Origin of the sequence: Sphaerospermopsis kisseleviana CS-549, assembly GCF_028329225.1 — a bacterium.
Classification (GTDB): Bacteria; Cyanobacteriota; Cyanobacteriia; order Cyanobacteriales; family Nostocaceae; genus Sphaerospermopsis; species Sphaerospermopsis kisseleviana.
Genome location: NZ_JAQMTI010000254.1, coordinates 1 through 6,758, shown reverse-complemented (window position 1 = coordinate 6,758; position 6,758 = coordinate 1). Strand labels below are relative to the sequence as shown.

The window sequence follows — 6,758 nt, the reverse complement described above, 5'->3', positions numbered from 1 at the left end:
GTCGAAGGGCGGTGTCGAAGGGCGGTGTCGAAGGGCGGTGTCGAAGGGCGGTGTCGAAGTAAGTCGAGATAGTATCCAGGATTCAAGGATTTACAGGATAATTTTTGTCTGTGCATCAGGTGGATATAGTACGTTAGCGTATCCCTGTCGGGACTCGTAGAGATAGCTTACCGAAGGAAGGTATCCCACTCATCACCAAACCTCCTCATCCTTCTCTCTTCTTCTCTTCTCTCTTCTTCCTTCGCTTCCTTCGTGTCTTCGTGGTTCATTCCCTCTTATCCTTCCCTGATACAACACGACAAATTACCGTTAAAATAGACGCTTATCACCCATGATATAAAAATTATACCCACTTACCCCCACTTCACCCCAAACCAACCACCCCCCAAGGAAAATTGTTAAAATCTAATTCAGAAAGTGCCACACATCCCAGATGAATGGTAAAAAAGATGGTACAAAAGATAGTAGAAAAAATAAACTTGTAAAATAAAACACACGGATATTCAAAAATGGTTAAAGCATCTGCTAACAGTAATCATGCTAAGTTCGACTTTGAAGACGAAAAATTTAACGCCCCACCATCCCAAACCCTCCCCTGGTGTCAAATGATCAGACCCCGCTATGGTGAGGATGGTTTACAAAGTTATGGTTTAGCCCTTAAACTCGATAATGCTCAAGCTGTGGGTTTTCAACCTGATGATAATTGGCAAGAAATAGAACATGAATTTGATTCTGGAGAAGTAGACACATTTTTTATTACCACTACCCCCAGATTAGTAATTATTCGTCGTGGTCCTTTATCCGTTCAAGACCGAGACACAAAAATTAGATTAGGTACTTTTAAAGATTACAAAGATGATTTTTTAGCTAATAAACTGAAATTTAAAATCTACACTCGCCATCTGATTTTTTTAGTCGGTGAAGATAAAAAGTTTTTACATCAATCACCTTTACAATTAACTCTCAGTGGTGCAGCGGGCGCAAGTTTTGGTAAGAGTTATTCTGAATATCAACAAGGTAGACTGACTGGGGGTTTTGCGGGAGAATTAGAAAAAGCTTATGCCAGTTTTCAGAATAAACCATTAACTCCCAAAGGTCCATTATTTCATGCACATGGGATTTTTTGCCCGATTATTGAATGCGAAGAAAGAGGTATTGAACCGAATATTGTTTTGGTGGCTGCAACTGTAAATTATGAACATCCTAAAGATTCAAATTTAACAAAATATATGATTGCTTCTGATTCTCCTGAATCGGAAATAATTTGTAAGATTTTTGAAGATTACAAAGAATTTGGTAAAGAATTTATGAAACCAGATGTTTCTAAAGCAGAAATATCTGGTGTTACCAATTCTTATATTTACGCCGATGATGATGATTTTGCTTATCCACCATACTAGGGACTAGGGACTAGGGACTGAGGACTGGGAAAAGCAGGGGAGCAGGGAGCAGGGAGCAGGGAGCAGAGGGAGATAGATCAGTTATGACTTATCGCTGTTTACTGTCACCAGTCACCTGTCACCAGTCACCTGTCACCAGTCACCTATTCTCTCAACAATAAATAATATAGTGATCCATTGCCTCCAGTAATTCCAGCGCGATCGCCCGCTAATTTACCAGTACCCATAAAGTAATCTACTCTGCCAGGTCCCCTAATCGCGCTACCTGTATCTTGATCTAATACAAACCGATCAACTCTGCGTCTTTCTAACCTCCCTCCACCCGCAGGAAAAGGAAACGCATTTTGAATCAATGCTAATGCACCAGGAGGCATGAGAGATTTATCTGTAGCAATTGAACGTTCTGCGGTTACAGGAACGCTAAGACTACCTGTAGCTGGCGCACCGTTGTTTTCTTGGAAGAATACAAATCTTTCCCAGCGTGGTAAATAATTATTCATTTCTCTGGGATTTCTGCGGAAATAACTAATTAATTTAGGCATGGTTAAACCGCTTAATGGCAATTTACCATCTTTTGCTAGTTCTCCACCAATGCTAGTCCAAGGATAATCCGTTCCTCCGGCAAAACCTACAGAAGTTCTCCGTCCATTGGTTAATCTAATTTGGGCAGAACCTTGAATTTGGATCATGTAAGGTTCAAGGCGATCGCGGAACCACAACATTTCTAAACCGCGTAATCTGCCTTTATGTCCTTGTAAACCATCTTTCCCCTCTAAATCAACTCTTTTAGGATGGGGTTTTTTCCATTCTTTAAAATCCGGTGGTACTCTATACATAGGATATCTGTATACAGAAGTTCGCACCCGGCTGGCAGTATACACAGGCTCATAATAGGCAGTAAATTTAACCGTACCCTTGCCATCGTTCCCTGTAGACTGGTAAAAAGCAAACTCCCGATGTACAGCCGCTTGTAGTTCGGCTGCTGACTTAGAACTCACCACCAGTTGTCGGAAGCGTAATAAACTCCGACGTACCCGATCTAGAGTAATCTCCTTGATGGGGTAGTTAGCATATATTTCCGCCGCTCTATTAGTTTCCAGATAACGCAAACTGTGATCAATGGAAGTTAATAAAGCTTGGCGATCGCCATTTCTCCCCCAAAGTTGCTCATCCCAACCCAAGCATCTTTGAGAATTACAAGCAGTTTCCGGGGAAATAGGTTGCAGTGCTGGTACAACTTCAGGCGTATTTGGTGCTGGTACTGGTACTGGTATTGATTCTGGTGCTGGTGCTGGCAGAGGAATCGTTACTTGAGCTAAAACTGAGCTAACAGGACTTGTACAGGCAATTCCCAGACTCAAGGAAAACAAAGCAAGGGTTTTTCTCATCATCTTTCAATACTAGAACTAAAAATCGGTTCTACCCGAATCCCTATAATCTTAGAAGGACGTACCACCATATATTCGCCTTGAATATTTTTAATCGGTACGTTAATAAAGTCATTAGAAGCAGACTTTGGTACAAGTTCACCACTATACCACTTTTGAAAATCTTAAATAGTGGGAAAGCGCACTTCTTCCGGATGACCACTTTCCAACAGGAGGTGAATCGCATATTCGTTGGGAGTTCTAGGCATAAATTCACATGATTTTCTATACATCCAACCTATTGTTAACTACATTACCCCCAATGGAAAGGGTAAGCATACGGGAGAAGTGCCAGATGTACCAAAATACGGCAACGAACCGTAATTTTACTTTCCCAAAATGACGCTGACTTCCCCCTCAACAGTTCCCGACTTCTCAAAATTAAGATCCCTGATTTCTCACAGAAGTCGGGGATCTGAAATGGGCTGAAAAAATTTAAGAAAATAGTTTTCAAACAAACAGTTGTCAAAAAAATAGTTTAAATCGTGCTAATTGATTTTCCATAGTCACGGTGAGGATTTTATTCAGTTCTGCACCGTCCCTAAATTGTAAAATTTGCTGTGTGGGTAAATCAAAGGGAAATTGTCCTTCTAATTCTGGACGTTGCATTTGTCCTAGTACAATTTGTTCAGAACGTTTATTTTCCATTGCATAACCAATTTCTACACAGACGTTAGGACTAGGAATTAATTGACAAGTTTCTTTCCCATCAATGCTGGTAATAGGTGTGGTATCCGCAATAAATAATAAACTCTTACGGATTTTCCGCATCATGGTACGATTTAACCTTAGCGGTGCATGACTGGGACGGGATGATTCTATTAATGTTAGGGGTAGACGGGATTTACCATTTAAAATTTGCAAACTTTCTTGCAGTTGTTCTCTGAGCAAATCACTAGATTTTGCATATTCAGTTTGATAGCAGAAAAAAATTGTTGGTTCTAACTGCGCTAACAAACTTTGTTTAGTTAAATAAATTTCATGACTAATTAAGTCAATGTTCGCTACACAATAACCACCACTACCCTCAATATAAAATTCTATATTTTCACCTTCCAAATAGCGCCTAAACCAAGTTGATGCTTTGACTTCATCGCTATCTTCTAAAAAATCCGCACGCAACCCTGATTTTAGCAGGCTTTTTTTACTCAAACGAATATCTGGAGGGCGTTTCTCCAATTCCGTAATAGGTTCATAATCCTGTAGATACCACGCTCTGAGCGCAATAATTGACATAAATCGTTATTTCAACTGTTTTTCTATTCAATTGTAGTACAAACTTACGTATTGGTGATTGGTGATTGGTGATTGGTGATTGGTGATTGGTAATAAATTATTACCTATTGCCTATTACCTATTACTTATTACCCCTTACCCATTACCCATTACCCATTACCCATTACCCATTACCCATTATTTATTACCAAACACAACAACACCCAACATCTACTAGCTTGGTGTTTCCCTCCCCTTGTTTATACTATCCAGGGATGTACTTTCTTTCATCACCTTGATCAACAAGGAATGAAAACCAGTTACATTGCCCCCTGATTCTCACTAATTTGAGGGAATATAAGCGTTCGCGTTGGGTGTTGCGGTGTTTCGACGAGACAGATAGAAATTTAACAGCTTTTTAACCTCTTACTACGTTTCTTTTCTCTTGTCTTTCCTTTTCTTTTCTTTTCTTTTCAACTCTAGCTGTTTGATCTGCCAGGGAAGCTTTTTTCTTTAGCTTCAACTATTAAAATAACACCTCAAAAATTATTTGTCTATAGTCTTTCTCTTTTTGCAATTAAACTTTACTTTTATCGGAAAAATGATTTAAGAAAAGTTGAGTAAATAGGTCAATTACATCCAGAAATATTTTATTAGCAAGGGTTTCTATTTTATTACTATTTTATAGTATTCACTCATTTATATTTTAAGTTTTGAAACAAATCTATTTAGGGTTTCCTGAAAAAGTTATCTGTGAGGGTACAGGAGTTCAAGGAGTATGGCTACGCCACGCTTACTTCGACAGGCTCAGTACAAGTCGCTATCAAGGAGTTTTTTGATTTGGAAATTGTGCCAATACTAACAAAGTACAAGCTTTCTTAAGCTCACAGTACCTAAAACCTTGCACAATTTTAATTTTAATCATCCTCAATCCCTTGATTTATCTAGGTTTTACATTTATTCAGCAAGCCCTATTTACGCCGTGCTGTACTAGCTACTAACCCTCTTTTGGTAGTGTGAAATTTAGATTGGGCAAACAAGAGATGCTAACGGCGCACGTAACATTACATTATATTGCGTGCTTTGAGAGATTCCTCCTTTACCGTCAGCAATGATGGTATTGCTATCAAGAATTGGTAATTGCTTTTAACAACATTAACTGACGGATTTGTTCACGCACACTCATGAGGATTTTACCTAGATGATTTTGACCTGTTTTATCTACTCCACAGCCCCAAAAATAATCTGTGGGTGAATTTTCCACCAAAATTTCATCCCCAGTAACTAAAAGCACTTCTCTGATGTCTGCATGAGTGAGAAATTTTTTTAGTACAGCTGCTCGCATCACATTAGTTTTTACCAGATCCCAATCTGAGCGTAGTTTGCGATCGCCACATCGACCTAAAGCAGCCGCTTCTTCAGGGGTAGGTGCAGCATAGATTAAGGGTATAAAAACCTCATCCTCACTACCAGCAAACTTTTGCGCTTGATAATAATGTTCAACTGTTGGCCAGTAAGTACCGTCAATTTCGATAGTGTGGGGAGAAAAGTTAGAAAAACAGCCATAGGGCTGCCAAACTTTGTAAAAGTAAATAGTCATTTGAAAATTTCTCTTTTATAGCAGTCAGCAGTCAGCTATCAGTGATCAGCATTAAAATCCGTTGGCGACCAGGATTTATAATTCAATTTTGTACTTCATTCATTTAGCTGTAATAGGCTGTATATTAAATTTTATATTCCTGTTGACTTCCGTGCAGCGGTACTAGCCTCAAGACAGAAGAGGGTTTGTTGAAGATAGAGATATTAACGCCAGTATCAACATCCTAAAATTAGGATTAAGTACCGCAGGACATACGGGAACTTACGCTACAGGAGATTTGGTGCAGCCATGTCCCCCAGGGCAGTGCTTGTTATTATAGGCTCGAAAATGATACTTGGAGGCAGGAGGCAGGAGGCAGGAGGCAGGTGAGAAAATTAACAATTACGAATTACGAATTACGAATTACGAATTATGAACACGGATGCTTTTGAAAAAACAAACTGGGTTTGGCAGTTTTATTTATTTCAGGAAAAAGTAGGAGAATGGTTTGAATACCAATTTTCCCGCTTTCAAAAAACCCTGCCAGAATTACTTCCTGGTTGGTCAATTAGTCCTTGGGTAGCTGAATTACTAAAAATTCTATTTTGGCTGATACTGGGTTTATTTGTTGTTTGGGTAATTTGGCGTTTATGGCAAGAATTTAATACTTACATTTATGCTTGGCTGGCAAGATTTGATCATGCCTTTATTTCCCAGAATAAAAATCAAGCTAATGAGTTATCTATCAGCTTGTTGTTAACTAAAGCCCAGGAATTTTACCAACAGGGTAACTATCAGGAAGCTTGCCGTTATCTATATTTAGCTATGTTACAGCAACTGCATGAAAAAGCGATCGCACCTCAACAACCTAGCCGCACAGACGGCGAATATCTGCAATTACTAACTTCTAGCGTAACTCCTGTTCAGCCTTATGAAACCTTAATTACCACCCATGAGCAATTATGTTTTGGTAATAATGAAATTTTGGCAGAAAATTATCAACAGTGTCATCAAGCCTATCAAGAACTGTTTAATTCGTAATTAGTCATTAGTCATTAGTCATTAGTCATTAGTCATTAGTCCCCAGTCCCCAGTCACCAGTCCCCAGTCCCCAGTCCCCAGTCACCAGTCCCCAGT

Annotated in this window: 7 protein-coding genes and 1 pseudogene; 4 read left to right on the top strand and 4 right to left on the bottom strand. The window is 39.2% G+C overall.

Features of this window, described 5'->3' with window-relative positions:
* Positions 1-509 precede the first annotated feature (509 nt).
* Entirely contained in the window at positions 510-1,400 is an 891-nt protein-coding gene (locus tag PN497_RS19645; RefSeq protein WP_096572057.1) for a DUF5895 domain-containing protein, read from the top strand.
* Positions 1,401-1,543: 143 nt separating this feature from the next.
* Here the strand turns inward: PN497_RS19645 and mltA are convergent, their stop codons facing one another.
* From mltA to PN497_RS19630, 3 genes and pseudogenes are all read right to left on the bottom strand, one after another.
* Positions 1,544-2,788 (bottom strand): murein transglycosylase A, encoded by a 1,245-nt coding sequence (gene mltA, locus PN497_RS19640; RefSeq protein ID WP_096572856.1) that lies wholly within the window; start codon positions 2,786-2,788, stop codon positions 1,544-1,546.
* Positions 2,788-3,036 (bottom strand): annotated as a pseudogene (locus tag PN497_RS19635) (hypothetical protein). The gene mltA and the pseudogene PN497_RS19635 overlap by 1 nt, the downstream one beginning before the upstream one ends.
* Before the next feature lie 256 nt (positions 3,037-3,292).
* Positions 3,293-4,063, bottom strand: a complete 771-nt coding sequence (locus tag PN497_RS19630) for a hypothetical protein (RefSeq protein WP_096572058.1) — start codon at positions 4,061-4,063, stop codon at positions 3,293-3,295.
* 82 nt (positions 4,064-4,145) lie between these two features.
* Here PN497_RS19630 and PN497_RS19625 point away from each other — a divergent pair, with 82 nt between their 5' ends.
* Both PN497_RS19625 and PN497_RS19620 read left to right on the top strand, forming a co-directional pair.
* Positions 4,146-4,280 (top strand): hypothetical protein, encoded by a 135-nt coding sequence (locus PN497_RS19625; protein WP_272110774.1) that lies wholly within the window; start codon positions 4,146-4,148, stop codon positions 4,278-4,280.
* Positions 4,281-4,755: 475 nt separating this feature from the next.
* Positions 4,756-4,881: a hypothetical protein gene (locus PN497_RS19620; protein ID WP_272110773.1), complete on the top strand. Its 126-nt coding sequence runs from the start codon at positions 4,756-4,758 to the stop codon at positions 4,879-4,881.
* A gap of 287 nt (positions 4,882-5,168) precedes the next feature.
* Here PN497_RS19620 and PN497_RS19615 read toward each other — a convergent pair whose 3' ends face one another.
* Positions 5,169-5,642: an NADAR family protein gene (locus PN497_RS19615; RefSeq protein WP_096572060.1), complete on the bottom strand. Its 474-nt coding sequence runs from the start codon at positions 5,640-5,642 to the stop codon at positions 5,169-5,171.
* A 411-nt stretch (positions 5,643-6,053) separates the two neighbouring features.
* On the opposite strand from PN497_RS19615, the gene PN497_RS19610 reads away from it, so the two are divergent.
* Entirely contained in the window at positions 6,054-6,662 is a 609-nt protein-coding gene (locus PN497_RS19610; protein ID WP_096572061.1) for a DUF4129 domain-containing protein, read from the top strand.
* The last annotated feature ends 96 nt before the right edge of the window (positions 6,663-6,758 follow it).